The sequence below is a fragment of the Streptomyces sp. NPDC001822 genome, assembly GCF_042892135.1.
GTDB lineage: Bacteria > Actinomycetota > Actinomycetes > Streptomycetales > Streptomycetaceae > Streptomyces.
Genome location: NZ_JBIATW010000003.1, coordinates 42,737 through 67,855, shown reverse-complemented (window position 1 = coordinate 67,855; position 25,119 = coordinate 42,737). Strand labels below are relative to the sequence as shown.

The window sequence follows — 25,119 nt, the reverse complement described above, 5'->3', positions numbered from 1 at the left end:
TCAGAGAGTTGCAGAGAACTGCGAGAGCGTCCACCGTTGGGACAGAAAACGGAACACAGAAGCCTGGGACTATGCGGCAGCAAACCCTGTGAAAGCCAGCCTACTTGCGGGCCGCATCGACGGACCGGGAGGCATGAAAAGGGTTCGCAAGCTACGTAAGCCGTTTGCATGGACCTGCAAGGCGCCGGAAAGCCGCTGTTCCACGGCACGACGAAGAGCGGGGCCCGCCTGCCGCGGGCCCCGCTCCGGTGAGGGTGTCCGACGGGGTCAGAGCCCGCCGGTGTACAGCAGCCGGTCGGGCGAGCCGGAGCCCAGGCCGGTCAGGACGTCCGGGGTGGCCTCGGCGGCGAGCCAGTCGGTCACCGCCTGCGGGGTGGCGTCCGGGTTCTGCTCCTTGTAGAGGGCGGCGACTCCGGCGACATGGGGGCTCGCCATGGACGTGCCGCTCAGCGTGGTGGACCCTCCGCCGAGCTTCGCGGACACGATGCTCACCCCGGGGGCGTAGGTCTGCACACAGGTGCCCCAGTTGCTGAACGTCGCCTGCCGGTCCTGCTTGTCGCTGGCACCCACGGCGAGCACACCGTCGGCGCGCGCCGGGGAGACGTCGCAGGCGTCCTGGTTCTCGTTGCCCGCCGCGACGACGGGCAGGGTGCCCTCGGCCGCCAGTGCGTCGAACGCGTCGTCGACCGCCGACGACGCCGGGCCCCCGAGGGAGGCGTTGACCACGGCCGGCTGCTCGGCGTTCTGCGCGATCCAGTCGAGACCCGCGATGATCCCGGCCCAGGAGCCCGAACCCTCGCAGTTGAGCACCCGGACGGGCACGAGGGAGGCGTCCGGGGCGACGCCGTAGGTCGCACCGGCCACCGTCCCGGCCACATGCGTGCCGTGGCCGTTGCAGTCCTCACCGTTGCGGCCGTCACCCACCGCGTCGTACCCGGAGCCCACCCGGGCACCGAACTCGGTGTTCCCGGACTCGATTCCGGTGTCGAGGATGTAGGCGGTCACACCCTCACCCCGGCCCGCCGCGGTGTACGTGCCGTCAAGCGGCAGCTTCCGCTGGTCGATGCGGTCCTGTCCCCAGCTGGAAGCCGCGACCAGGCCGGCGGCCGACGACGCCGCGTCGGGCGGCGAGACCGAGGCCTCGCTGTTCTCCTCGACGGCCGAGACACCCGCCGTGCCGCGCACCTGCTCCAGCTGCGCGGGCGTGAGCGAGGCCGCGAACCCGTGCAGCACCTTGCTGTAGGTGAAGAGGGTGCTGACCCCGAGCTGCTCCGCCATGGCCTGCGGCGCCTGTTCGGCGGACAGGGTGACGATGTACTGCCCGGGCACGGCCCGGGGCGACTTCTGCACCGGCACCAGAGCCTCGCCGGTGTCGGCCGTGGCCGTGGTGGTGCCGATCAGGGGGGCGATCAGCAGTAGGGCGGCAGGTGCCCAGCGGGCGCGCAGGCGCATGCGGTCTCCCTTTGACGTGGAGGCGGATCACGGACCGCGTCGGGCCCGCGACGTGCGAACACCTGACCTTTCGTCCACATCCCGGGCGGGTCTTGAGCCACGTCAGCCGGACAGCGCAACGATCGGTACGGGGTGGGCCCATTCGGCCCAGCTCATGAAAGGTTTCAACCTCGCGCCGCGACCGAAGATAGACCGGCCCCGGCGGGGCCGTCAATGCCGCACACAGCATCCTTGCCAACAAGGCCCCGGAAAGACCCTCATCGCGACAGATCTATTGACAGGGTCCGGCCAGGACTCTAGCTTCCTATGCCTGAAACGATTCATTGTCGCGTCGTTACGGAGAGCCCTCTCGTGATCAGCAGAAGACGACTGCTCAGCACCACCGCCGCCGCGGCCGCGCTCGCCGCGGTGTCGGCCCCCACCGCGGGTGCCTCGGAAGGCGCGGCCCGGGCCGCCGGACGGGCTCGCGTCACCCGCCCGACCGTCGAATACGTCCACCAGCCGCTCGGCCTCGGCACCCGGAGCCCGCGGCTGAGCTGGCCCGTCGCCTCGGACGGCACCGACCGGCGCCAGAGCGCCTACCAGGTGCGCGTCGCGACCTCCCCCGACCGCCTCGGGACGCCGGACGTCTGGGACAGCGGCAAGGTCGTGTCCTCCGCGTCGGTGCTCGTGCCGTACACCGGCCCGGCGCTCGTCTCGCGCACGCGCTACCACTGGTCCGTCCGCGTCTGGGACTCCGACGGCCGGGCCTCCGGCTGGAGCGAGCCGTCCTGGTGGGAGACCGGCCTCCTGGAGGAGTCGGACTGGTCGGCGGGGTGGATCGGAGCCCCGGCCGCGCTCACGGCCACGCCCGCCCTGGACGACGCGTCGTGGATCTGGTTCCCCGAGGGCGACCCCGCGGTCGAGGCGCCCGCCGCCACCCGCTGGTTCCGCGGCCGGGTCGAGGTGCCCCAGGGGGTCACCCGCGCCCGGCTGGTCATGAGCGCGGACGACGGGTTCACCGCGCGGGTGAACGGCGTGCAGGTCGCGCACACCGAGGCCGACGGACCCGCCGAGAACTGGAAGCGCCCGGTCCTCGTCGACGTGACGAAGCACCTCACCCCGGGCGTCCAGGTGATCGCGGTCGACGCGACGAACGCCACAACCGGGCCCGCCGGGATGTTCGGGGCCCTGGAGCTGACCACCGCGGACGGTGTCGTCACGGCCGTCACCGGTGCCGGCTGGCGGGCCACCGACAAGGAGCCCTCGGGCGACTGGCACTCGGCCGCCTACGACGACACCGCCTGGCCCGAAGCCAAGGTCCTCGCCCGTTGGGGTTCGGGCCCCTGGGGCAGGGTGTCGGTCGCCCACTCCCCCGCGACCCAGCTGCGCCGCGAGTTCCGGATGGGCCGCAAGAAGGTCGCACGGGCACGGCTGTACTCGACGGCCCTCGGTCTGTACGAGGTGTCCCTCAACGGCCGGACCGTGGGCGAGGACCGGCTGGCTCCTGGCTGGACCGACTACGACAAGCGGGTGCAGTACCAGACGTACGACGTCACGGGGCTGCTCGAACCGGGCGGAAACGCGCTGGGGATCACACTCGCGGCCGGCTGGTACGCCGGGAACATCGCCTGGTTCGGACCGCACCAGTACGGCGAACAGCCTGCCGCGCTGGCCCAGTTGGAGGTGACCTTCACCGACGGGACGACCGAGCGCGTGGTCACGGACTCCGCGTGGCGGGCCGCGGCCGGCCCGGTCACGGCGGCGGACCTCATGGCGGGCGAGGACTACGACGCCCGGCTGGAGACCGACGGCTGGAACCGCGCCGGCTTCGACGCGTCGGGCTGGCTCGCGGCCGGCCGGGTCGGCGGGGTCACCGCGGCGCTCGTCGCCGAGGTGGACGGCGCCTGCCGGGTGGAGCGCGAGCTGACGGTCCGGGAGGTCACCGAGCCGAAGCCCGGGGTGTTCGTGTTCGACCTCGGCCAGAACATGGTGGGCACCGCCCGCCTCTCCGTGTCGGGTCCGGCGGGAACGACCGTGCGGCTGCGGCACGCCGAGGTGCTGAACCCGGACGGCACCATCTACACGACGAATCTGCGCACGGCGCGCGCCACGGACACGTACACGCTCAAGGGGCGCGGCCGCGAGACCTACGAACCCCGCTTCACCTTCCACGGCTTCCGCTACGTCGAGGTGACGGGCTATCCGGGCACGCCCGGGCGGGACGCGATCGTGGGCCGTGTCATCCACACCTCGGCGCCGTTCACCATGGACTTCACGACCGACGTGCCCATGCTGAACCAGTTGCACAGCAACATCACCTGGGGGCAGCGCGGCAACTTCCTCTCCATACCGACGGACACCCCGGCGCGCGACGAACGCCTCGGATGGACCGGTGACATCAACGTGTTCGCGCCCACCGCCGCGTACACGATGGAGTCGGCGCGCTTCCTCACCAAGTGGCTGTACGACCTGCGGGACGCCCAGACCGCCGACGGCTCCTTCACACACGTCGCACCCGACCTGCCGAACGTCGGCGACGGCGCCGCGGGCTGGGGCGACGCGGGGGTGACCGTCCCCTGGGCCCTCTACCAGGCGTACGGGGACGTACGGGTGCTGGAACAGTCCTGGGCCTCGATGGTCAGGTGGCTGGAGTACCTGGAGGCGCACAGCACGAATCTGCTGCGTCCGGCCGACGGGTTCGGGGACTGGCTCAACATCGAGGACGAGACGCCCAAGGACGTCATCGCCACGGCCTACTTCGCCCACAGCGCCGACCTGGTGTCACGGATCGCCGAGGTGCTCGGCAAGGACCCGGCCCCTTACAGGACGCTGTTCGGCCGGGTGCGCGACGCGTTCCGCGCGGCGTACGTGTCCGCCGGCGGGCGGGTGAAGGGCGACACCCAGACGGCGTACGTCCTGGCCCTGTCCATGGACCTGCTGGCGGCCGGAGACCGCGCACCGGCGGCCGACCGCCTGGTCGCCCTCATCGAGGCGAAGGACTGGCACCTGTCGACCGGCTTCCTCGGCACCCCGAGGCTGCTGCCGGTGCTCACGGACACCGGCCACACGGACGTCGCGTACAGGCTGCTGCTGCAGCGGACCTTCCCGAGCTGGGGCTACCAGATCGACCGGGGCGCCACCACGATGTGGGAGCGCTGGGACTCCATCCGGCCGGACGGGAGCTTCCAGGACGCGGGCATGAACTCCTTCAACCACTATGCCTACGGCTCGGTCGGGGAGTGGATGTACGCGAACATCGCGGGCATCGCCCCCGGCGCACCCGGCTTCCGGAAGATCCTCGTACGGCCGCGTCCGGGCGGCGGGGTGAATCAGGCCGAGGGCCGGTTCGACTCGCGGTACGGCCCCGTGACGACCCGCTGGAAGAAGGACGCCAAGGGCTTCGCCCTGAGGGTGGTGCTGCCGCCCAACACGACCGCGGAGGTCTGGGTGCCGGGTGGTGACCGGCGCAGCGCGGGCAGCGGGCCCGCGGCCTTCCTGCGGCTGGACGACGGGTGCGCGGTCTTCTCCGTCGGTTCGGGGACGCACCAGTTCACGGCATCCGCCTGACGGATACGGGGCCGGGGCCCCGGGGACGCGTGTACGTCCCCGGGGCCCTCACCGCGCCGGTGGTGCGGGCTCGCCCGCTACCGCCGGACCGCGCCGGTGCTCAGGAGGAGCTGCCGAACGGCGACGTCCCGGCCGCCACCCGCAGCACCGCGACCCCGCGCGGGGCGAGGACCAGTACACCGCGGGCGTCCCGCTCCTCGCCCGCCAGGATCTCCCCGGCCGCCTCGTCGAACTCGACGGGACCGTCCGTGCGGTTGACGAGGAACCAGAACGCGTCGGTGCCGTCGGTCCGTACGGTGAGCTCCACCGCCCCGCGCGCACCGGCGGGCAGTTCGCTGACGACGCCGGCGCCGGACAGCAACGGCCGCAGCACCTCGGCCAGCCCGTCGACGCCCAGCCGGGTGGAGACGTAGGCCGCGGACCCCCCGTCGGCCGGGGTGCGCCTCGTGATGGCGGGGCGTCCGGCCTGGTCGCCGCTCCCGTAGTGCGCGAGGACCGTGACATCGGGGTCGGTCACGTCGATACGGTCTGTCCAGACGGTGCCGGTGAGACCGTTGTCGAGCCGCACCTCCGCACCCTCCTCCAGCGGGCCGAACTCCTCGACGCGGATGCCCAGCAGTTCACGGAGCGCGCCCGGATACCCGCCGAGGTGGACATGGTCGTTCTCGTCCACGACGCCCGAGAAGTAGGTGGTGGCCAGATGGCCTCCGCCGTTCACATAGGCCTCGAGCCGGCCCACGAGGTCCTCCGGCACGATGTGCAGGACGGGTGCGACGACGAACTCGTAGCCGGTGAGGTCGGCCGCGGTGGTGACGACATCGGCGCGGACACCCAGGGAGAGGAACGCCGAGTACCAGTCGAGCGCTTCCTGCCGGTAGTCCAGCAGGGAGGTCGGCAGGGAGTCGCGCTCGACGGCCCACCAGGACTCCCAGTCGAACACGATCGCCGCGCGGGCGGGCTCGCGTTCCGAGCCGAGAATCGGGGTGAGCTCCTCCAGCGTGCGGCCGAGCGCGGTCACCCCGCGGAACACCTCGCTGTCCGGGCCCGCGTGGGGCACCATCGCGGAGTGGTACTTCTCGGCCCCGGCGGCGGACTGGCGCCACTGGAAGAAGCAGACCGCGTCGGCTCCGTGGGCGACGTGGACCAGGGAGTCACGCGCGAGCTCGCCGTCCTTCTTGGCGACGTTCACGTGCTGCCAGTTGACGGCGCTGGTCGAGTGCTCCATCAGGAACCACGGCTTGCCCCCGGCGATGGAGTGGGTGAGCGCCGCGGAGAAGGAGAGCTCGTCCAGCCGCTGCGGCCCCGGGTGGGCGTAGTGGTCGTTGGAGACGAAGTCGATCTCGCCGGCCCAGTCGGGGTAGTTCATGCCCTTGGTCCCGCCCATCACCATGAAGTTGGTGGTGACCGGGATGTCGGGGGTGATCCGGCGCAGGACGTCCCGCTCGGCGCGGAGGTAGTCCTTCAGCGCGTCCGACGAGAAGCGCTTGAAGTCGAGCTGCTGGGTGGGGTTGGCGTGGCTCGCGGCCAGTCGCGGAGGCTGGATCTGCTCCCAGTCGCCGTACTGCTGCGACCAGAAGGAGGTGGCCCAGGCGTGGTTGAGCCCGTCGAGCGTGCCGTAGCGGGTGCGCAGCCAGTCGCGGAAGGCGCGGGCGGCGTCCTCGGAGTAGTCGTAGATGTTGTGGCAGCCGAGCTCGTTGGAGATGTGCCAGGCGACCAGTGCCGGGTGGTCGGCGTAGCGGGCGGCCATGGCCTCCACCAGTCGGAGGGCGTACGCACGGAACACCGGCGATGTGGGCCGCCAGTGCTGCCGCGCGCCCTGGGACAGGATCTCACCGGTGCGGGTCACCGGCAGGATCTCCGGGTGCAGCGTGGTGAGCCAGGGCGGCGGCGAGGCGGTGGCCGTGGCGAGGTCGACGGCGATCCCGCCCGCGTGGAGCAGGTCGAGCACCTCGTCCAGCCAGTCGAAGTCCCAGCGGTCCTCGGCCGGCTGCAGCCGGGCCCAGGAGAAGATGGCGACGGAGACGACGGTCACCCCGGCCTCGCGCATCAGCCGGACGTCCTCCTTCCACACCTCGCGCGGCCACTGCTCCGGGTTGTAGTCGGCCCCGTAGGCGAGTCGCGCGGGGCTGCCGTCGGCGGTCGGGCGCAGCCAACGGCGCCCGGAGGTGGGGGTCATGATGATCCTTCTCGATGCGGAGGTGCGGGTACGGCGCGGGGCGGCCGCCCGTGCGCGGGGCGGCCGCCCCTGTTCCGGAGTCAGGCGGAGAACGTCACTTGTTGACGCTGAAGCCCTGGTCCTTGCCGTAGTCGACGGCGGACTTCTGCCACTGCTTCAGGCCTTCGGCCAGCGTGGTGCCGGAGACGTACGCCTTGCCGACGGAGTCGTTGAAGATGGAGTTCGCGTAAACCTGGTAGGGGAGGTAGGACCAGTTCTCGGGCACCGCGTTGGCGGAGCGGGCGAAGATCTCGTTCGCCTTCTGGCCGCCGAAGTACGGGAAGGGGGTGTCCAGGAACGACGGGGAGGCCAGGTCGGCGGTGGTCGCCGGGAAGGCGCCGGCCTTGATCCGGGCCTGGACGCCGTCCGAGTGGTTGGCGTACTCGTTGAAGGCGTACGCCAGGTCCTTGCTCTTGCCCGCCTTCATGACGGCGAGGGAGCTGCCGCCGTTCTCCGAGCTGGACTCGGCCCCCTTCTCCCACTGCGGGAGCGCCGCCGCGCGCCAGTCACCCGCGGCGGACTCGACGCCCGAGGCGAAGTTGGCGGGCATCCAGGCACCGGTGGCGAGGGTGGCGATGGTGCCGTCCGCCAGACCCTTGTACCACTCGTCGCTCCAGGAGCTGATCGGGGCGAGGAGCTTCTCGTCGATGAGCTTCTGCCAGACCTTGGTGAAGGCGGTGACGCCCTTGTCCGCGGTGAGGTCGACGGTCACGTCGGTGCCACGGGACTTGAACGGGGTGCCGCCGGCCTGCCAGATCATGCTGGTCGTGAAGCCGGCGTCACCGGTGTCGTTGGTGATGTAGGCCTTGGGGTCCGCGGAGTGCAGCTTCCGCGCGGCGTCGAGGTACTCGTCCCAGGTCTTGGGGGTGGCTATCTGGTGCTTGTCGAGCACCTTCTTGTTGATGAAGAGCGCCATCGGGCCGGAGTCCATGGGCAGGGCGTACACGGCCTTGTCGACCGCGACCGAGCTCCACGGTCCGGGCGAGTAGTCGTTCTCGTAGGCGTCCGCGCCGTAGCGGCTGAGGTCCTCCAGGGACTTGCCGAGGGCGAACTGGCCGAGCGCGTAGTACTCGACCTGCGCGACGTCCGGTACGCCCTTGCCCGCCTGTACCGCGTTCTGCAGGGCGGTGTACTGGTCGTTGCCGGTGCCGGCGTTGACCAGCTTCACCTTGACCTTGGGGTACTTCTTCTCGAAGTCGGCGACGACCTGCTTCAGTGTCGGCTCCCAGGCCCACACCGTGATCGAGCCTCCCTTCTTGAGGGCCGCCCTGAGATCACCACCCGTGACGGTCGTGTCCGAACCGGCGTCGTCGGAGGACCCGCACGCCGTGAGGCTCAGCGCCGCCGCACACAGCAGGCCGACACCGCGCATGGCGCGTCTGGTCATGGTTCTCATATCGCTTCACTCCGTTGTGGTGAGGGTGGATCACGAGCCGTCGAGCGACCCGCACGCCGTGGTGCGGGAGTCGGGGAGGGTGGTGCGCCGCGCGGACGGGGGCCTGGGGGAGCCGGCCCCGGGGCGCGGGTGTGGGCGGGTGGCCGGTGCGGAGGCGGCTCAGCCCTTGACGCTTCCTGCGGCCAGTCCGGACTGCCAGTACCGCTGCAGGAGCAGGAAGGCGATGATCAGGGGCACGATGGTCATCAGCGACCCCGTGATGACCAGGTCGAAGACCGGGGTGCCGCCGGCGGTCGACGCCTGGGCGTTCCAGGCGTCGAGGCCCAGTGTCAGCGGGTACCAGTCCGGGTTCTTGATCATGACCAGGGGCAGGAAGTAGTTGTTCCAGGTCTGCACCATGGTGAAGAGCAGGACGGTCACGATGCCCGGACCCAGCAGCGGGAGCGCGACGCGGAAGAAGGTGCGCAGTTCGCCGGCGCCGTCCATCCTGGCCGCTTCGAGCAGTTCGGTGGGGATCGCCTCTGCCGCGAAGACCCACATGAGGTAGAGCCCGAACGGAGAGATCAGGGACGGGATGATCACCGCCCAGGGGGTGTCCGTGAGACCCAGCTTGCTGAACATCAGGAAGGTGGGGACGGCCAGTGCCGTGGCCGGCACGGCCACCGCCCCGATGACCGTGGCGAAGACGGCACGCTTGCCGGTGAAGTCGAACTTGGCCAGACCGTAGCCGCCGAGCACCGCGAGGAAGGTGGCGCCCCCGGCGCCCACCACCACGTACAGCAGGGTGTTGAGGAGCCAGCGGACGAAGATGCCGTCGTCGTAGGTGAGTGTCCGGGTGATGTTGTCCCAGAGGACGAAGTCGCCGCTGAACCAGAGGCCGAAGGAGTCGAGGAGGCTCCTCTGCGTCTTGGTCGCGTTGATGACGAGCCAGGCCAGGGGCATGAGCGCGTAGAGGGCCGTGAGGCCCATGAGCGCCGTGAGGAGGACGCTGCGGCGGGGCCGGCCGGCGGGACGGTGCGGGCGCGCGGCACGCCGGGGTGCCTGGGCGCGGTGGGTGGTTCGCCCGGGCGTCCGCGGGGCGGTGTGGGACGGTGCGCTCATGCTCACGCCTCCTTTCGCATGCCGCGCAGCTGGACCGCGTAGGCGATGATCATCGTGACGACGCCCATGACGAGCGAGACCGTGGCGGCGTAGTTCTGCTGCCGGCCGGAGAAGGACAGCGTGAAGGTGTAGAGGTTGGGCGTGAAGTAGGTCGTGATCGCGTTGGGCGCCAGCTTCTGCAGGATGCTGGGCTCGTTGAAGAGCTGGAAGCTGCCGATCACCGAGAAGATCGTCGCGATCACCAGGGCGCCCCGGATCGCCGGGATCTTGACGGAGGTGACGATCCGCCACGGGCCCGCACCGTCGATCTCGGCCGCCTCGTAGAGGGACTTGGGGACGACGCGCAGGGCCGAGTAGAAGATCAGCATGTTGTAGCCGATGAACTCCCACGTGACGATGTTGCCGATGCTCGCCAGCACCAGGGACGGGGAGAGCGGGTCGGGGAGCGTGACGCCGAACGCGTCGTTGATGTTCGCGACCAGGCCGAACCGGTTGCCGTAGATGAAGCCCCACATCAGGGCGGCGACGACGGCGGGTACCGCGTACGGCAGGAAGACGACTATCCGGAAGAAGCTCTTGCCGTAGAGCCTGCCGCTGTCCAGCGCGAGGGCAACCAGCAGGGCGAGGCCGAGCATGACGGGGACCTGCACGACGAGGAACAGGGTGACCCGGCCCACGGCGGCCCAGAACCGGTCGTCCCCGAAGGCCTGCCGGAAGTTGTCCAGGCCGACGAACGACGTCCCGCCGATCAACTGGTCCCGGAAGAAGCTCAGATACAGCGAGTAGGCGATGGGCGCGAGGAACACCAGCGCGAAGACGGCCATGAAGGGCCCTACGAACATCCAGCCGGTCTGACCACGCCGGCCGCGCGATCCCCGGGCTGGTGGGCGGCGTCCGGTCGTGAGCGGCGTGACGGCCGTCATGGGTACTCCTACTGGTCCGGCGTTGTTGCATGGCCCCGGCCGGATGGAGACACCGGACATCGTGGAGGCGCTGTGCTTGAGGGGGTCGGTGTTCACGTAAACACCAAGCTGAGATGTTTACGTAAACATTTCTCGGTGAGGTGATGTCTACACGTCCTCCGACCCACGGTCAAGACCTGAACTCCCGTGGAGGAGCGTCACGTTCCGGAAACCCGGTCCGGCTCCGCCCGGTCCGGCGCGGCGGCGCGCTGGTGCCCGGGGGAACGCATGTCGGCAGCACCGGTGCGGAAGTGGTAAAAATGCCGGTGGCCGGATCCCTGCGCCCGCACACGGCACGGGCCGGACGCGCGGCGGCGGCGACACGTACTGATCGGCACCCCCTCGGCACGGCATACGGTGAAAGACGGCCGGTAACCGGACGACGCCTCCCGACGGCGAAAGGCTCACGGAGGAACACGACGGAGGCAGACGCAGTGCAGGGACAGGAACGAGCCACGGACCGTCCTCCACACAAGGAGGCGTCCATGGCGGACGTCGCACGGCTCGCCGGTGTGTCCTCGCAGACCGTCTCGCGTGTGTCCAACGGCCACTCCGTGGTGTCGGAGGAGACCCGCGAGCGCGTCATGAGCGCCATGAAGCAGCTGAACTACCGCCCCAACAGCGCCGCCCGCGCCCTGAAGAGCGGAAGGTTCCGCACCCTCGGGGTCATCCTGTTCACCCTGGCGACCACGGGCAACGTCCGCACGCTGGAGGCCATTTCGGCCTCCGCCGCGGACGAGGGCTACGCCATCACCCTGCTGCCCGTGGCGACGCCCACGAGCCAGGGACTCAGGGGCGCCGTCAGCGTGCTCGGCGAGCAGGTCGTGGACGGCATCATCGTGATCATGGAGGTGCGGCTCCTGGACGCCGCCATCTCGCTGCCGCCGCACACCCACGTGGTGGTGGCCGACTCCGACGCGGGAGACCGCTACAGCGTGGTGGACACCGACCAGTCCGGCGGCGCGAGGGCGGCCGTACGGCACCTCCTCGACCTGGGGCACCGCACCGTGGTGCACGTGGCCGGGCCGCCCGAGTCCTTCGCGGCCCAGCGGCGCGCACTCGCCTGGCGGCAGACCCTGGAGGAGTCCGGCCGTCCGGTCCCGGTTCCGGTGGACGGCGACTGGTCCGCGGCCTCGGGGTACGAGGCCGGGCTCGCCCTGGCGGCCGACCCCTCCTGCACCGCGGTCTTCGCGGCCAACGACCAGATGGCCCTCGGCGTTCTCCGGGCCCTGCAGGAGCAGGGCAGGCGGGTACCCGAGGACGTGAGCGTGGTGGGGTTCGACGACATCGCCGACTCCGCGTCGTTCCTCCCGCCGCTGACCACCGTGCACCAGGACTTCGCGGAAATCGGCCGGCTCTGCGTGGACGGCGTCCTGCGGCAGATCCGCAGCGAGACGACGGAACGCGGGACCACCCTGGTCCCGACGCGCCTGGTCGTCCGGGCCAGCACGGCCCCGCCGCCCCGCGCGTGACCCCGCCCGAAGGCGTCAGGAGCTCTTGATCCCCAGGAGTCCGGGCTGCTCCGCCAGCGAGGCGAGGCGCCCGGCCGGGTCCTCGACCAGCCGTCGGGCGGAAAGGTCGAGCAGGCCGGCCACGCCGCTGATCTCCGCCGCGACCGTGCCGTCCTCCGTGAGGATCTGCTGCCGCACCTCGAAGGTCTTCCGCGCCCCGTAGGTGAACTCGCAGCTCACCCGCACGCGGTCCCCGCCCCGCAGTTCACGGAGGTACTTGACCGTCACTTCGAGCTGCACCGGCCCGACTCCGCTCGCGAGCAGCTTCTCCTGGGGCAGCCCCGCCGCTCTCAGCAGCTCCCAGCGGGCGTGCTCCGCGTACTGGAGATAGACGGCCTGGTTGAGGTGGCCCTGCGTGTCGAGCTCGTAGCCGCGCACCGTGACGTCGACGAAATAGGTCATGAACACTCGAACGCCCTCGTCCGGCCCGCCATTCCGGCGATCATCGCGACTCGGACGGCCACCGCACGCACGTCGTGCTCCCAGCGGCTCAACTCCCCTGGCACGCACCCCCTTACGCCGTCACCGGTGACACCAAGGTCGTCACGGGCGGCACCCTCGCCGTACCGGCGCCGGGCAAGGGCAACCTGCGGGTGTACGTCCTCGACCTCGGGGGCGCGAACGCCGCCCCGGGGAAGATCGGGGCGGCGGGACCCTACCTGAAGTGACCCCGCGGCGTGACGGACGCGTGCGCCGCGCGTCCGTCACGTCCGCTCGTGCGCTCCCCCGCCGGTCCTGCGCAGCGTGCGCAGCAGGTACTCCTTGCGGTGGAGCGGATCGTGGTCCGTCCGCGGCCTGCTCGGAACCGCCCCCGTGACCGGTCTGTAGTCCTCGAAGAAGGACTCCAGCACTCCCTCGCCCCGTGTCATCTCCGGCAGCAGCGTCTGCAGTCCGTGGACACGGGCGGCCGGCACGACGCCCTCCACCGTGCAGACGCCTGCGTGCGTGACGGGTGGCCCCGGCACCGCGCCCAGGCGTGCGAGTGCGGAGACGAACGGACCGTAGGCGTCCGCCGGCAGCTCCGCGCGGAAGCGGTGCATGGGCTCGTAGACCGCGGTGCCGGCCTGCCTCAGCGCGTCCATCAGCACCAGCGGGGTGAGGCCCCGGAAGTCGCCCGCCGTGCTCGACATGCTCTTGTCGAAGACCGCGTGTGCGTGACTCTGCCGCGGCCAGTAGCCGGAGTGGGTCATGGTCACCGTGATGTCGGTGACCCGCCATCCGTGGATTCCCTGGGCGAGCGTCTCCCGCACCGTGTCCTCCACCGCGCGCATCAGGGAGTACGGCATCGAACCCAGCTCGACCTCGCGGCGGAATTCCACCCCGGTCCCGAACGCGGCGGGCTCCACACGCAGTCCGACCGTGGCGAGGAAGGGGTTGGGTCCGGTGTCGATGAGCTCGAACGCGGCGCCCGTGCCCGTGGGCCGCTCCAGGCAGATGGTCGTCGTCTCCCGGAAGCCCACCTCGATGCCGTACTCGTCGGCGAGGGTCGCCTGGATGACCTCCTTCTGCACCTCGCCGTAGAGGGAGAGCGAGATCTCGCCGCGCACGTCGTCACGGCGCAGGCCGATGAGCGGGTCCTGCTCGGACAGGTGACCGAGGGCCACGTGCAGCGCTCCCCCGTCCTCCCGGCGGCACGGGGTGACGACGGTCTCCAGGGTGGGCGGGGCGAAGTGGGTCACCGCGGGTGCCGGCGCGGGATCGCCGATCGTGTCCCCGATCCGGACGGCGTGGAGTCCGCGCAGCCTGCCGATCCGTCCGGCGGCGAGCGTGGGGCGGCGGACGTCCGTGCCACTCTCGAAGACGGTGATGGCCGAGATCGTGCCGGCCCTCACGTCCGTCCCGCCGTCACCGTGCAGCCGGATCCGCTCCCGGGTGCGCAGCCTGCCGGAGAACATGCGCGCGTACGCGATCTTCTCCCCGGCGGGACCGCGTTCGACCTTGAACACCGTGCCCGTCGCAGGTCCGTCGGTGTCCTGGCCGTCGGTGTCCTGGGCATGGGCCGGAAGGAACTCGGTGATGCCCGCGGTCAGTTCGGCGACTCCCGCGCCGGTGGCCGCCGACCCGAAGAACACCGGGTGCACCTGTGCCCGCCGGGTACCGGCCACCAGCGCGGAGCGCAGCCGTTCGTACGGAGCGCCTCCGGCCTCGTCCAGACATGCCGCGAGCAGGTCGTCGTCGTGCAGGGTGAGGAGATCGGTGAGCGCGGTGGCGTGGCCCCGGTCCGTACCGGCGAACTGCCGGGTGCGGGCCTCGCGGGTCCCCGCGCCGTCGACGTGGCCCATCGCGACGACGGAGGGGGACAGCCGTCCGGAGATCTCGCTCAGGACGCCCTCGCAGCGGGCGCCGCGGCGGTCGGTCTTGTTCACGAACATCAGGGTGGGGATCCCGAGGCGGCGCAGCGCCCGCATCAGGATCCGGGTCTGCGCCTGTACGCCCTCCACGGCGGACACGACGAGCACGGCGCCGTCGAGTACGCCGAGCACCCGTTCCACCTCGGCGATGAAGTCGGGGTGGCCCGGGGTGTCGATGAGGTTGACCGTGACCCCGTCCACGGGGAAGGAGACCACGGCGGACTTGATGGTGATGCCGCGGCGGCGTTCCAGTGCCAGCGAGTCGGTGAGGGTACTGCCCTCGTCGACGCTGCCGACCGTGTCGATGACCCCGGCGTTGTGGAGCAGCCGCTCGGTCAGGCTCGTCTTACCGGCGTCGACGTGCGCCAGGATTCCCAGGTTCAATGTGTGCACTGAGCTTCAGGTCCTCGAGATAGGTGTGAATTCCTGTCTGGGTGGACACAGAAGCTCGGCGCATGGAATCTTCTCCCCGGTCGGTGGGCTGGTGCCGGGAATTGAAGCAGCCCGCCGGGGCGGGGGCAACGGATTATGGGGGCCGCCCGGCGGGGCTCAGCCGCGCAGGTGCGGGAACCGCAGCTCGGTACGGCTGTGGCCGGTGCCGCCCGGCCGGAGCACGGTGCTGGGCCATTCGGGCCTGTTGGGTGAATCGGGCAGGTGCTGGGTCTCCAGGCACACCGAGCCGTGCCGTTCGTGGCGGCGGCCGGCGCCGTCGGTGTAGGAGCCGTCGAGCTGGTTGGCGGTGTACACCTGGATGCCGGGCTCGGTCGTCCAGACCTCCAGGACGCGGACGGAGCCGGGGGCGGTGAGGCGGGCGGCGCGGCGCAGACCCGCTCCGGCCTCTCTCAGCACCCAGCAGTGGTCGAAGCCGCCCGCAGCCCGCAGTTGAGCGTCGTCGGCGCCGAGGCGCTCCCCGATCAGGCGCGGTTCGGTGAGGTCGAACGGAGTGCCGCCGACCGGAGCCTGCCGCCCCAGCGGGATGCCGTCGTCGTCCACCGGGAGATAGGTGTCGGCGTCGACCTCCAGGAGGTGGCCGAGGACGTCCGGGCCGCCGGCGAGGTCGAAGTAGGCGTGGTTGGTCAGGTTGACGACGGTGGGCCGGTCGGTGACCGACGTGTAGTCGACGGCGAGGGTTCCCTCCGTGTCGATGGTGTAGGTGACGGTGCTGTCCAGGGCCCCCGGAAAGCCCATGTCGCCGTCCGGGCTGTGCAGGGAGAGCCGGACGGACGCGATGCCGTCGCCGTGGTCCGGGGCCGCGTCCCACACCTTGGTGTGGAAGCCGTCGGGTCCGCCGTGCAGGGCGTGGCCGCGGTCGTTGGCGGGGACGTGGTGCTCGGCCCCGTCGAGGGTGAAGCGGCCGTGGGCGATGCGGTTGGCGTAGCGGCCGACGACGGCGCCGAAGTACGGGTGCTTCGCCGCGTAGTCGTCGAGGGCCGGGAGCGACCGGACGACGGAGGCGGGAGTCCCCGCGGTGTCGGGCACCATGAGGCGGTGCAGGGAGGCTCCGTAGGTGAGTACCTCGGCCCGGACTCCCGTACCGCTGTCGAGGGTCCACAGATGGGTCGGCGTCCCGTGGACGGAGCCGAACGGGGTGCTGTGCACGGTGGGGCGCGGCATCAGAGATCCTCGGTGTGGCCGGAGTCGGACCCGGGCGTGGTGGATTCGCGGACGACGAGGCGGTAGCCGGGGCGCGGTCGCCGGGGTTCGGTGAACGGCTCCCCCGCGAGCCGTTCGACGAGGCTGTCGACGGCGAGGCGGGCGATGGCTTCCTTGTCGGGCGCGATGGTGGTGAGAGTGGTGGTGGTGTAGCGGCTCTCCTCGATGTCGTCGAAGCCGACGACGGCGACGTCCTCGGGGATCCGCAGTCCGCGTTCGGTGACGGCCCGCATCGCGCCGATGGCGATGAGGTCGTTGTAGGCGAACACGGCGTCGGGACGGTCGCCCCGGTCCAGGAGGGCCGTCATGCCCGCGGCGCCGTCCTCGCGCCCGTAGCCGTCGGTGACGACGACGAGGGATTCGTCCGGGGTGATGCCGGAGGCGACGAGTTCCTCGCGCCAGCCCCGCAGCCGCAGGTGCGCCGGCTGGCGTTCCCGGCCGGTGCGTGACCCGAGGAAGGCGATGCGCCGGTGGCCCCGGTCGACGAGGTGGCGGACGGCGGCGCGGGCGGCCGCCACGTTGTCGATGGCGATGTGGTCGTACGGGGCTTCGTACTCGCGTTCGCCGAGCAGGACCAGCGGCGCCGTCTCCGTGCGCGCCATCAGGTCCTCGGTCTCCAGATGGATGGGGCTGAGGATGAGACCGTCGATCACGTGGGACCGGAACCCCTGGCTGACCAGAAGTTCCTTCTCACGCAGACCGGCGGTGTGGTCGACCAGGACGGTGTAGTCGTGCCGGGCGGCCGCGTCGATCACCGCACCTGCGAGTTCCGCGAAGTACGGGTTGCCGAATTCGGGGACGGCGAGCGCGATGATGCCGGTGCGGCCCTTGCGCAGGTGACGGGCGGTGAGGTTCGGCCGGTAGCCGAGCTCGTCGATCGCCTGTTGCACCTTGGCGCGCATGGCGGGTGTGACGTGCTGATAGTTGTTCACCACGTTCGACACGGTCTTGATGGACACGCCCGCCCGTTGTGCAACGTCCTTGAGGCTGACGCCCACGGCACTCCTTGGTTCGGCTGGACTCGATGGATCTTGTCTGCAAGCGGACTGTCGTCAGGTGCTTCTGCGGCTGCGCGCGAGATAACGCTGCGCCACCACGACAACGATAAGGAAACCGCCGCTGACCACCGACTGGTACGAGGAGTTGAGCGAGCCGATCTGGTTGATCAGGTTCTGGATGACCGCCAGGAGCAGGACCCCCCAGAGGGTTCCGCTGATCGAGCCGGCACCGCCGACGAGGAGGGTGCCGCCGATGACGACGGCGGAGATCGCGTCGAGTTCCATGCCGACGCCGACGATGGTGACGCCGGAGGACAGCCTGGCCGCGTTGAGCGCCCCGGCGAGTCCGGCCAGCAGGCCGCTGAGGGTGTAGACGAGGATCTTCGTACGGGCTACGGGGAGGCCCATCAGGGTCGCCGCGTCGCTGCTGCCGCCCACGGCGAAGAGGGTCTGCCCGAACGAGGTCCGCTGCAGGACGATTCCGCCGGCGCCGAAGAGCACCGCGGCGATCAGGATCGGGTAGCCGAAGCCCCAGACACTGCCCTGGCCGAGCTCGCCGAAGGCCGAGTCCTTGGGGACCAGGTAGGTGGTGGCGCCCTCGTCGGTGATGGCGAGCAGCAGTCCGCGCGCTCCGAGCAGGGTGGCGAGGGTGATGATGAACGGCGCCATGTTGCCGCGGGCGATCAGGAGCCCGTTGAGCAGCCCGATCCCGCCGCAGACCACGAGGGGTACGAGGAGTGCGGCGAGGAAGCCGTACTGCGAGGCCCAGGCGGCGAGGACCCCGCCGAGGGCGAAGACGGATCCGACGGACAGGTCGATGCCGCCGGTGATGATGACCATGGTCATGCCGAGGGCGACCACGGCGAGGAAGGACGCCTGGATGGTCACCCCGCGGGCGTTGTCCAGGGAGGCGAACGTCGGATAGATGAAGGAGGAGACCAGCACGACCATGAGCAGGACCGCGAGCACGCCCTGACGCTGGAGGAGTTCGGCGGCGCGGGCTCTGCCCGACCGCTCGGGCCCGGCGGCGGGGCGCGCGGGCTTCGTCTTCTTCTGCGGCATCGGGGCCGGGGCGGCGGGGGCGGATGTGGTTTCGTTCATCGGGACCGACGCTCCCGGGCGACGTAGACGGCGGCGACGATGATGGCCGCCTGGGCGATCTGTGCGGTGGAGTCGGGCAGGTCGTGTTTGACGAGCGTGGCGCGCAGGAGCTGCATCAGCAGCGCCCCGGCCACGGTGCCGAGCACACGGACGGAGCCGCCGTTCAGCGGGGTGCCGCCGACCACGACCGCCGTGATGGCGGAGAGTTCCATGAGGGTGCCGAGCGAGGAGGGGTCGCTCGCGGTGAGCCTGGCCGTCGCGAGGACGCCGGCGAGGGCGGCGAGCACGCCGCAGAGGACGTACACACCGATGAGGACCCGCTTGACGGGCAGTCCCGCGAGCGCGGCGGCGGAGCGGTTGCCTCCGATGGCCACGATCTGCCGGCCGAAGGTGGTGCGCTGCACCAGGAAGGCGACGGCGACGGCCAGCACTCCGGCGATCAGGACGACCAGCGGGATTCCGAGGAAGGAGCCGGTGCCCAGGGACAGCAGGTCGGGGTTGACGATCTGCTTGAGCTGACCGTCGGCCATGACGAGGGCGAGTCCGCGGCCTCCGACGAACAGGGCCAGGGTCGCCACGATGGGCTGCAGCCCGATGAGGGAGACCAGGGTGCCGTTGACCGCCCCGACGACGGCGCCGGCCAGGAGGGCGACGACGAGCGCGGGCACGAGCCCGTAGCCGAGGTAGAGGGGCAGGAAGGCGGCCGCGAGTGCCATGGTCGAGCCGACGGAGAGGTCGACGCCCTCGGTCCCGATGACCAGGGCCATGCCCAGGGCGACGATGACGATGGGGGCGACCTGGACGAACTGGGTGCGGAAGTTGTCCGCGGTCATGAAGTGGTCGGTGAACAGGGCGTTGAAGAGCAGCACCACCCCGACGGCCACGTAGACGCCGTAGCGCTGGTACCAGGCGGGATCCCGGAGCCGGGCCAGGGGGCTCACGGACTTCTGCGGCGTGTCGCCCTGCACGGGCGGGACGACGGCGGTCTGGGTCATCGGGGGTCCTCCTGAGCGGCCGGGGCCGTGTCCGCCGGCTGCGGTGCGTGGTCGGCGAGCACTTCGAGCAGCCGGCTCTCGGCCACGTCGTCGCCCCGCAGTTCACCGGCGACCGCGCCGCCGCGGAGCACGACGATGCGGTCGGCGCCCTCGATGAGCTCCTCGATGTCGGAGGAGACGAGCAGGACGGCCAGGCCTTCGCCGGCGAGGTCGTCGATGAGGCTCTGGACCTCGGCCTTGGCACCGACGTCGATGCCGCGGGTGGGTTCGTCGAGGAGCAGCACCTTGGGTTCCAGGCAGAGCCAGCGGGCGAGCAGGACCTTCTGCTGGTTCCCTCCGGAGAGTTCGCCGACCTTCTGCTCGGGGCTCGACGCCTTGATGCGCAGGCGCTTCATGAAGATGTCGACGATCCGGTCCTGCTTGGCCCGTGAGACGACGCCTGCCCGGGAGAGCCGCGGCATGGCGGCGAGCACGATGTTCTCCCGGACCGAGAGGCCGGGGACGATGCCCTCGGCCTTGCGGTCCTCGGGCAGCAGGCTGATGCCGGCCCGGATCGCGGCGGCCGGGGTGAGTCGTTTCAGGGAGGTGCCGTCGACGGTGATCTCACCGGCGTCCAGGGGCAGGGCGCCGGACAGGGCCTTCGCGGTCTCGCTGCGGCCGGAGCCGAGGAGGCCGCCGAGGCCGAGCACCTCGCCCGCGTACAGGGACACGGATATGTCGTGGAGCTGGAGGCGGCTGGAGAGGCCGGTCGCGGTGAGCACGGGGGTGCGGGCCACGTCGTGCCCCTCGGCGGCGAAGCTGGTGACGCCGGAGCGGCGTACCTCCGAGAGGTCGCGGCCGAGCATCATGGACACGAGCTGCATCCGGTCGAGCGCCGCGAGGTCGCCGGTGTGGATGTGCCGGCCGTCGCGGAGGACGGTGACGCGGTCGCAGATCCGGTAGAGCTCGTCCATCCGGTGGCTGACGTAGAGGACGGCGATGCCCTGGGAGCGCAGGCGTTCGATGACCCGGAAGAGGGTCTCCACCTCGCGCGGTTCGAGCGAGGAGGTGGGCTCGTCCATGATGACGACCTGGGCGTTGACGGACACGGCCCGGGCCAGGGCGACCATCTGCTGCGTACCGATGCCGAGCGTGTGCAGCGGGCGCCGGGGGTCGACGCGGACGCCGAAGCCGTCGAGCAGTTCGCCCGTCTCGCGGTGCATGCGGGCGAAGTCGATGAGGCCGAAGCGGTTCCTGGGCTCACGGCCCAGGAAGATGTTGCGCGCCACGCTCATCAGCGGGACGAGGTTGACCTCCTGGTAGATCGTGGAGATGCCGGCCTGCTGGGCGTCGAAGGGCCGGGCGAACCTGACGGGTTCGCCGGCCATGCGCAGGTCGCCGCCGTCGGGCCGGTAGACGCCGGTCAGCACCTTGATGAGGGTGGACTTGCCGGCGCCGTTCTCCCCGACGAGCGCGTGCGTCTCCCCCGCGCGCAGGGAGAAGGTGACGTCGTCGAGGGCGACGACGCCGGGGAACCGCTTGCTCACCGAGCGGGCTTCGAGCACCACGGAGGCCGTGGACACGTCCGCCTCCGGTGCCTGAGGTACTGCTTCGGGTGGTGCCATGGGTCTTCTTGGCCTTCCGCTGTCCAAGGATGAGGGCCCGGCGGCCGCCGTGGCCCGGTGCGGGTTCCACGGCGGCCGGGGCCGTTGGGTTCAGGAGCGGATCAGTACGCCCCGCCGAGGGATTCCTTGGCGTTGGTCTCGTCGTAGGCGCGGTCGGTGATGATGACGTTCTCGGGGATCTCCTCGCCGCCGTAGAACTTGCTCGCGGTCGCGAAGGCGAGCGGTCCGAAGCGCGGGTTGGACTCGATGACGGCGTTGTACTCGCCGTTGGCGAGGGCCTGCACCGCGTTGCGCGTGCCGTCGATCGAGACGACCTTGACGTCCTTGCCGGGCTTCTTGCCGGCGGCCTTCAGCGCGGTGACGGCACCGAGGCCCATCTCGTCGTTCTCGGCGTAGACCGCGGTGATGTCGGGCTTGGACTGGATGAGCTGCTCCATGACCTGCTGGCCCTTGTCCCGGGCGAACTCACCGGTCTGCTGCGCGACGATCTCGATACCCGGGGCCTCGGCCTTGATCTGGTCGACGAATCCCTTGGTCCGGTCGGTGGTCACGTTGTTGCCGGAGGCGCCGAGGAGGATGGCGACCTTGCCCTTGCCGCCGGTGGCCTTGATCATCGCGTCCGCGGCGCGCTTGCCCTGCTCGACGAAGTCGGAGCCGAGGAAGGCCACGTAGTCCTTGCAGGCCGTGGAGTTGACCTTGCGGTCGATGGTGAGGACGGGCACCTTCTTCGCCGCCGCCGCCTTGAGCGCCGGCTCCAGACCGTCGGAGTTCAGCGGTGCGATGATGAGGAACTGGGCGCCCTGCGACAGCATGTCCTGGATGTCGCTGATCTGCTTGGACAGCTGCGACTGCGCGTTCGTGGTGAGGAGCTTCTTGACGCCGACCTTGGCCGCCTCGTCCTTGATGGACTGGGTCTCCGCGATGCGGAAGGGGTTGGCCTCCTTCTCCGACTGGGAGAAGCCGACCACCGCGTCCTTGAGGTCGAGCTTGGGTGCGCCGTAGGTCTGCAGCGAGCAGCCGGGGCCGGACGCGGCCTCGGGGGACTTGGCCGCCTGGGCTCCCTGGCTGCTGTCACCGCCCGCGTTGTCCGAGGTCTCCGACTTCGAGCAGCCGGACACGGCCAGCGTGGCGGTGGCGGCGAGCAGGCAGGCCGCGGCGAGGGTACGGGATCGACGCTGGATCATCATGCGCGGGACGCTCCTTGGCGAGGTGACGGCACACCGTTCGGCGTGCGGTCGGGCATGGCTGGACGGTGCTTCGGCCGCTCGGTGGCACATGGCGCTGCATTCCCCACGACCCCCGCTGCGAGCTGCGGGAACGATGGTCGTGAGGGCCTGTGCGGCCTCTCGGCGGCTCGGGTTTACAACGTTATATAGGCGAGGCGGCGCGGGCGGCAAGAGAGTTGTCGATGCGTTTCCAAAATGTGTCGCCCCGGCGCACGGCCGCCACCCCGCTCACGCGAGGGCCCGTTCGGCACGGGCACTGCGCCCCCTCTGGACACCGACTTGACCGCGTGCTGTCATATCGCCGACATCAATTTTCCAACGTTGCAAGCGAGTTGTCGCACCGCCAGGTCAGGACGCGACGGCTCCCCCAGCCATGCACCGGCCCCGACCGGGCCGGTCACCCGCCCTCTTCGCAGCGGAAGTGGAGTCCCCACGATGCCCCTGAACCGCAGACAACTCATGACCGGCGCACTGGTCACCGCTGCCGCCGTCACTTCGGCCGGCCGCTGGGCGACGACCGCGACGGCCGCCGAGGGCCTGGCGGCGGCCGCGCGCGGGGGCCACTACTCTCCGAACGCGGCTCCCCTGCGGCCGACGGCGTTCCTCAAGCTGCCCCCCGGCCGGGTCACCGCACGGGGCTGGCTGGCCGGCCAGCTCCGTATGCAACTGGACGGCCTCTGCGGTCAGTACGAGAAGTTCTCGCACTTCCTCAACTTCGGCACCTCCGGCTGGGTCAAGCCCGACCGGGGCGGCTGGGAGGAGGTCCCCTACTGGCTGCGCGGGTACACGGACCTGGCCATCGTCACCGGGGACGCGACGGCGCTCGCCGGCGCCCGCCGCTGGATCGACGCGATCCTCGCCACCCAGCAGTCCGACGGCTTCTTCGGGCCGAAGGCCCTGCGGACCTCACTCAACGGCGGCCCGGACTTCTGGCCCTTCCTCCCCCTGGTCCAGGCGCTGCGCTCCTGGCAGGAGTACAACGGCGACAACCGGGTCATCCCCTTCCTCAGCAGGTTCTTCCGGTACATGAACGCCCAGGGCCCCGGGGCCTTCAACACCAGCTGGATCGCGCTGCGCTGGGGCGACGGGCTGGACAGCGTCTACTGGCTGTTCAACCGTACAGGTGACACCTTCCTGCTCGACCTCGCCGACAAGATCCACCGCTACGGTGCCGACTGGGGCGACAACCTGGTCAACCCGCACAACGTCAACATCGCCCAGGGCTTCCGCGAGCCCGCCCAGTACGCCCTGCGCAGCGGATCCCGGCAGGACACCCTGGACACCTACGGGACGTACGCCAAGGCCATGGACGAGTACGGCCAGTTCCCCGGTGGCGGCTTCGCCGGGGACGAGAACGCCCGGCCGGGGCACGGGGACCCCCGCCAGGGCTTCGAGACCTGCGGGATCGTCGAGTTCATGGCGAGCCACCAGCTCCTGACCCGGATCACCGGCGACCCGCTCTGGGCCGACCGCTGCGAGGAGCTGGCCTTCAACTCGCTGCCCGCCTCGCTCGACCCGTCGGGCAGGGCGGTCCACTACGTCACCAGCGCCAACAGTGTCGACCTGGACAACGCGCCCAAGCGGGACCGGCAGTTCCAGAACGGCTTCGCCATGCAGGCGTACCTGCCGGGCGTCGACCAGTACCGCTGCTGCCCGCACAACTACGGTATGGGCTGGCCCTACTTCGTCGAGGAGCTCTGGCTCACCACCCCGGACGGCGGGCTGGCAGCCGCGATGTACGCGGCCAGCGAGGTCACCGCCAAGGTCGCGGACGGCACGGAGGTCACCTTCACCGAGGAGACGGACTACCCCTTCACGGACACCGTCACGCTCTCCCTCAGGTCCCCGAAACCCCTGCGCTTCCCCCTGGTGCTGCGCGTGCCCGCCTGGTGCACCGAGCCGGACATCCGCGTGAACGGCACCCGGGTCACCGCCCCGGCGGGCCCCGCCTTCACCCGCATCGAGCGCACCTGGTCCGGCGGCGACAAGGTCACCCTGCGGTTCCCGCAGCGGACCACCGTGCGCACCTGGGCGGACAACCGCGGCTCCGTCAGCGTCGACCACGGGCCGCTGACCTACTCGCTGCGCATCGGGGAGTCGTACGAGCGCATCGGCGGCAGCGACCAGTTCCCGGAGTACGCGGTCCACGCCACGACCCCGTGGAACTACGGCCTCGTCCTGGACGGGACGCTGCCCGCCTACTCGCTGCGCCGTCGCTCCACCGGCCGCGCCGCCGACGGGAACCCCTTCACCCTCGGCGGGACGCCGCTCACGATGACGGCGCGCGCCCGCCGCATCCCGGAGTGGGGCGCCGACGGCGAGCACGTGGTGGCGCCGCTCCAGGAGAGCCCCGCGGGCAGCACCCAGCCGGTCGAGGACGTCACCCTCGTCCCGATGGGCGCGGCACGGCTGCGGATCACGTCGTTCCCGACCGTGAGCCCGGACGCGGCCCCCTGGCTCGCCGACCGCTGGTACAGGATCGGCAACCGGAACTCCGGCAAGGTGCTGGGCGTCGACCTCATGTCCACGGCCAACAGCGCCCACGTCGTGCAGTTCGACGACAACGGCACGGCCGACCACCTCTGGCGGCTCGTGGCCAACGGCGACGGCTGGTACCGCATCCGCAACCAGCACTCGGGCAAGGTGCTGGGCGTCGACCTCATGTCCACGGCCAACAGCGCCCACGTCGTGCAGTTCGACGACAACGACACCGCCGACCACCTCTGGCAGCTCGTGGCCGACGGCGACGGCTGGTACCGCATCCGCAACCGCAACTCGGACAAGGTGCTCGGCGTGGACGGCATGTCCACGGCCAACAGCGCCCACGTCGTCCAGTTCGACGACAACGGCACCGCGGACCACCTCTGGCGGCTCATCTGACAACCCCCTGACCGCCCCGCTCCGCCGTCCCCACGGGCAGCCGTCCGGGGCACCCGCACCGCTCCCCGCGCCGGACCGGCGCGGGGAGTTCCCGGCCCATCGTCCCCACCTACCGAGGAGCCCCT

The 25,119-nt window shown here is 70.8% G+C and carries 17 protein-coding genes; 4 read left to right on the top strand and 13 right to left on the bottom strand.

Going from position 1 to position 25,119, the window contains the following annotated elements; genetic code table 11:
- Positions 1-267 precede the first annotated feature (267 nt).
- On the bottom strand, positions 268-1,452 hold the full coding sequence (locus tag ACFYY2_RS08320) for a S8 family peptidase (protein ID WP_388738784.1): 1,185 nt from the start codon (positions 1,450-1,452) through the stop codon (positions 268-270).
- A 351-nt stretch (positions 1,453-1,803) separates the two neighbouring features.
- Here ACFYY2_RS08320 and ACFYY2_RS08315 point away from each other — a divergent pair, with 351 nt between their 5' ends.
- Positions 1,804-5,001: an alpha-L-rhamnosidase gene (locus tag ACFYY2_RS08315; protein ID WP_388738781.1), complete on the top strand. Its 3,198-nt coding sequence runs from the start codon at positions 1,804-1,806 to the stop codon at positions 4,999-5,001.
- Positions 5,002-5,101: 100 nt separating this feature from the next.
- Here ACFYY2_RS08315 and ACFYY2_RS08310 read toward each other — a convergent pair whose 3' ends face one another.
- From ACFYY2_RS08310 to ACFYY2_RS08295, 4 genes are all read right to left on the bottom strand, one after another.
- Positions 5,102-7,177 carry a beta-galactosidase gene (locus tag ACFYY2_RS08310; RefSeq protein WP_388738778.1) on the bottom strand — a complete coding sequence of 692 codons (2,076 nt, stop codon included), beginning with the start codon at positions 7,175-7,177 and terminating at the stop codon, positions 5,102-5,104.
- 94 nt (positions 7,178-7,271) lie between these two features.
- Positions 7,272-8,612 (bottom strand): ABC transporter substrate-binding protein, encoded by a 1,341-nt coding sequence (locus ACFYY2_RS08305; RefSeq protein ID WP_388738775.1) that lies wholly within the window; start codon positions 8,610-8,612, stop codon positions 7,272-7,274.
- A gap of 159 nt (positions 8,613-8,771) precedes the next feature.
- Positions 8,772-9,713: a carbohydrate ABC transporter permease gene (locus tag ACFYY2_RS08300; protein ID WP_388738772.1), complete on the bottom strand. Its 942-nt coding sequence runs from the start codon at positions 9,711-9,713 to the stop codon at positions 8,772-8,774.
- A gap of 2 nt (positions 9,714-9,715) precedes the next feature.
- Positions 9,716-10,636 (bottom strand): carbohydrate ABC transporter permease, encoded by a 921-nt coding sequence (locus tag ACFYY2_RS08295; RefSeq protein WP_388738769.1) that lies wholly within the window; start codon positions 10,634-10,636, stop codon positions 9,716-9,718.
- 524 nt (positions 10,637-11,160) lie between these two features.
- Between ACFYY2_RS08295 and ACFYY2_RS08290 the strand changes: the two genes are divergently transcribed.
- Positions 11,161-12,147, top strand: coding sequence for a LacI family DNA-binding transcriptional regulator (locus ACFYY2_RS08290; protein WP_388738766.1), 987 nt, complete (start codon positions 11,161-11,163; stop codon positions 12,145-12,147).
- A gap of 15 nt (positions 12,148-12,162) precedes the next feature.
- Here the strand turns inward: ACFYY2_RS08290 and ACFYY2_RS08285 are convergent, their stop codons facing one another.
- Positions 12,163-12,588, bottom strand: coding sequence for an acyl-CoA thioesterase (locus tag ACFYY2_RS08285; protein WP_388738762.1), 426 nt, complete (start codon positions 12,586-12,588; stop codon positions 12,163-12,165).
- A 74-nt stretch (positions 12,589-12,662) separates the two neighbouring features.
- Here ACFYY2_RS08285 and ACFYY2_RS08280 point away from each other — a divergent pair, with 74 nt between their 5' ends.
- On the top strand, positions 12,663-12,854 hold the full coding sequence (locus ACFYY2_RS08280; RefSeq protein WP_388740069.1) for a hypothetical protein: 192 nt from the start codon (positions 12,663-12,665) through the stop codon (positions 12,852-12,854).
- Between the two features lie 36 nt (positions 12,855-12,890).
- On the opposite strand, the gene ACFYY2_RS08275 is transcribed toward ACFYY2_RS08280, so the two are convergent.
- From ACFYY2_RS08275 to ACFYY2_RS08245, 7 genes are all read right to left on the bottom strand, one after another.
- Positions 12,891-14,930 carry a GTP-binding protein gene (locus ACFYY2_RS08275; RefSeq protein ID WP_388738759.1) on the bottom strand — a complete coding sequence of 680 codons (2,040 nt, stop codon included), beginning with the start codon at positions 14,928-14,930 and terminating at the stop codon, positions 12,891-12,893.
- Positions 14,931-15,086: 156 nt separating this feature from the next.
- A complete protein-coding gene (locus ACFYY2_RS08270) occupies positions 15,087-16,151 on the bottom strand; it encodes an aldose epimerase family protein (protein ID WP_388738756.1) in 1,065 nt (354 codons plus the stop codon).
- The gene (locus tag ACFYY2_RS08265) at positions 16,151-17,188 is read right to left on the bottom strand and encodes a LacI family DNA-binding transcriptional regulator (RefSeq protein WP_388738749.1); all 1,038 of its coding nucleotides are present in this window, start codon (positions 17,186-17,188) and stop codon (positions 16,151-16,153) included. Before ACFYY2_RS08265 ends, ACFYY2_RS08270 begins: the two co-directional genes overlap by 1 nt.
- A gap of 54 nt (positions 17,189-17,242) precedes the next feature.
- Entirely contained in the window at positions 17,243-18,289 is a 1,047-nt protein-coding gene (locus ACFYY2_RS08260) for an ABC transporter permease (protein ID WP_388738746.1), read from the bottom strand.
- The gene (locus ACFYY2_RS08255) at positions 18,286-19,284 is read right to left on the bottom strand and encodes an ABC transporter permease (RefSeq protein WP_388738743.1); all 999 of its coding nucleotides are present in this window, start codon (positions 19,282-19,284) and stop codon (positions 18,286-18,288) included. The genes ACFYY2_RS08260 and ACFYY2_RS08255 overlap by 4 nt, the downstream gene beginning before the upstream one ends.
- Complete coding sequence (locus tag ACFYY2_RS08250; protein WP_388738740.1) at positions 19,281-20,888, bottom strand: sugar ABC transporter ATP-binding protein; 1,608 nt, start codon at positions 20,886-20,888, stop codon at positions 19,281-19,283. Before ACFYY2_RS08250 ends, ACFYY2_RS08255 begins: the two co-directional genes overlap by 4 nt.
- Before the next feature lie 101 nt (positions 20,889-20,989).
- Entirely contained in the window at positions 20,990-22,075 is a 1,086-nt protein-coding gene (locus tag ACFYY2_RS08245) for an ABC transporter substrate-binding protein (protein ID WP_388738737.1), read from the bottom strand.
- A gap of 474 nt (positions 22,076-22,549) precedes the next feature.
- Between ACFYY2_RS08245 and ACFYY2_RS08240 the strand changes: the two genes are divergently transcribed.
- Positions 22,550-24,994 (top strand): RICIN domain-containing protein, encoded by a 2,445-nt coding sequence (locus ACFYY2_RS08240; RefSeq protein ID WP_388738734.1) that lies wholly within the window; start codon positions 22,550-22,552, stop codon positions 24,992-24,994.
- The last annotated feature ends 125 nt before the right edge of the window (positions 24,995-25,119 follow it).

What these genes read in the sequence shown, in the direction of transcription:
- ACFYY2_RS08305 (WP_388738775.1), bottom strand. Translation starts at nt 8,612, where the DNA reads ATGAGAACCATGACCAGACGCGCCATGCGCGGTGTCGGCCTGCTGTGT.
- ACFYY2_RS08245 (WP_388738737.1), bottom strand. Translation starts at nt 22,075, where the DNA reads ATGATGATCCAGCGTCGATCCCGTACCCTCGCCGCGGCCTGCCTGCTC.
- ACFYY2_RS08250 (WP_388738740.1), bottom strand. Translation starts at nt 20,888, where the DNA reads ATGGCACCACCCGAAGCAGTACCTCAGGCACCGGAGGCGGACGTGTCC.
- ACFYY2_RS08320 (WP_388738784.1), bottom strand. Translation starts at nt 1,452, where the DNA reads ATGCGCCTGCGCGCCCGCTGGGCACCTGCCGCCCTACTGCTGATCGCC.
- ACFYY2_RS08255 (WP_388738743.1), bottom strand. Translation starts at nt 19,284, where the DNA reads ATGACCCAGACCGCCGTCGTCCCGCCCGTGCAGGGCGACACGCCGCAG.
- ACFYY2_RS08260 (WP_388738746.1), bottom strand. Translation starts at nt 18,289, where the DNA reads ATGAACGAAACCACATCCGCCCCCGCCGCCCCGGCCCCGATGCCGCAG.
- ACFYY2_RS08290 (WP_388738766.1), top strand. Translation starts at nt 11,161, where the DNA reads ATGGCGGACGTCGCACGGCTCGCCGGTGTGTCCTCGCAGACCGTCTCG.
- ACFYY2_RS08240 (WP_388738734.1), top strand. Translation starts at nt 22,550, where the DNA reads ATGCCCCTGAACCGCAGACAACTCATGACCGGCGCACTGGTCACCGCT.
- ACFYY2_RS08270 (WP_388738756.1), bottom strand. Translation starts at nt 16,151, where the DNA reads ATGCCGCGCCCCACCGTGCACAGCACCCCGTTCGGCTCCGTCCACGGG.
- ACFYY2_RS08310 (WP_388738778.1), bottom strand. Translation starts at nt 7,177, where the DNA reads ATGACCCCCACCTCCGGGCGCCGTTGGCTGCGCCCGACCGCCGACGGC.
- ACFYY2_RS08285 (WP_388738762.1), bottom strand. Translation starts at nt 12,588, where the DNA reads ATGACCTATTTCGTCGACGTCACGGTGCGCGGCTACGAGCTCGACACG.
- ACFYY2_RS08300 (WP_388738772.1), bottom strand. Translation starts at nt 9,713, where the DNA reads ATGAGCGCACCGTCCCACACCGCCCCGCGGACGCCCGGGCGAACCACC.
- ACFYY2_RS08295 (WP_388738769.1), bottom strand. Translation starts at nt 10,636, where the DNA reads ATGACGGCCGTCACGCCGCTCACGACCGGACGCCGCCCACCAGCCCGG.